Source organism: Limosilactobacillus vaginalis DSM 5837 = ATCC 49540 (genome assembly GCF_000159435.1).
GTDB classification, from domain to species: domain Bacteria; phylum Bacillota; class Bacilli; order Lactobacillales; family Lactobacillaceae; genus Limosilactobacillus; species Limosilactobacillus vaginalis.
The window spans coordinates 1-1320 of record NZ_GG693424.1 but is presented as its reverse complement, the minus strand read 5'-3'; the positions used below and the strand labels follow the sequence as shown (position 1 = coordinate 1320).

The window sequence follows — 1320 nt, the reverse complement described above, 5'->3', positions numbered from 1 at the left end:
GGTACTGTGCCCTGTCAAGTTTACACATTAAATAATAAAAATTAGTTGGCCTTTCCAAAGCGGTATTCCGCTGCGGTAAGGTCATTTCTCTTCGCTGAGATAAATTTTTCAGTGAAATAGGTAATTCCTTCTCTAACTTGTTCTTCTAGTTCTAATAATGTTTGTGCTTTAGGTAGATGTGCTATCCAAATAGCCTTAAAATCTGCCCACCAATGTTCTATTACGGCATTGTCAGCCGGTGTCCCTGGTGCTGAATAACTGTGTTGGGCACCATTAACTACTAAATACTGATTAAATGCTTTGGAAGTATACGCCGCACCACGATCAGTATGAATTAACGGAGCTAGTGCTCCTTCCTTCATCCGTGCTTGCTCGAACACTTGAACTACTCCTTCAGCGGTTTCTGTAGGTGTAATTAACCAGCTTACTGGGTATTGACCATATAAATCTAATACTACATGTAGACGAACTTTACTAAGCCGGATTCCGTAATTCAGTTCCGTCGTATCCGTAACCCAAACTTGGTTAGCTGCGGTTTGGTCAAATTGTCGGTTAAGAATATTTTCAGCTTCATAAGTTTGCTGGGCTTGAATACGTTTGTGGGTTGGCTGACGATAGTCGGCCTTGATACTATGGCCTTTCATAATACGAATGACTCGTTTCTTATTGACGGTATAAGAGATCTGCTGACTTAACTTGATTAACCTAGTCATTTTGTCATAACCAACGCTTTGCTTATGTTCATTTTCTAACTGTTTAATCAATTGGAGAATCTCCGATTCTTCAATCTCATATTTAGTCGGTTCATGTTTCAACCATTTGTAGTAAGCCTGTCTAGTAATTCCAGCGACCTTGGCCAATTCACTAATGGAATAACCTTCATTGTTCATTTCTTGAATCGCTTGATATCGTCCGGTCGTTTCACCTCCCGATTGCGTATTTTGACTAATTTTTTTGCGAAAGCGATTTGCAGCTCCCGTTCACAGTCACGAGCTTCTAGCTCACGAACTCGTTTCCTTAGTTTTTCTAGTTCATTAGTGGGCTCTTTTCCTTTATTACGCCCACGGTTATCTTTTAGTACTTCCCAGTCGCTATTTACTCGGTACTTCCGTACCCAAGAATAAACTCGTTGGTAACTAATATCATACTTCTCTGCAGCCGCTTTATAGTTATTGTTATGTTCAATTGTCCATCGGACAATCTGCCTCTTTTCATCAAAGGTTACTTTTCGTCCCATTTTTCTGACTCGCTTTCTCGTTGTCTGATTAACTCGGAGTTTGTCATTATTGTAACTGATAACCCATTGATGTAGTTGAGAAA

General features: G+C 39.9%; 2 protein-coding genes. Both read right to left on the bottom strand.

All coding sequences use genetic code 11. The features are described 5' to 3' along the window. Positions 1-41: 41 nt before the first annotated feature. On the bottom strand, positions 42-950 hold the full coding sequence (locus HMPREF0549_RS08820) for an IS3 family transposase (RefSeq protein WP_152378517.1): 909 nt from the start codon (positions 948-950) through the stop codon (positions 42-44). Beyond that, a partial coding sequence (locus tag HMPREF0549_RS08815; RefSeq protein ID WP_003717949.1) for a helix-turn-helix domain-containing protein occupies positions 887-1320 on the bottom strand: 434 nt, incomplete at its 5' end. The genes HMPREF0549_RS08815 and HMPREF0549_RS08820, both read right to left, overlap by 64 nt.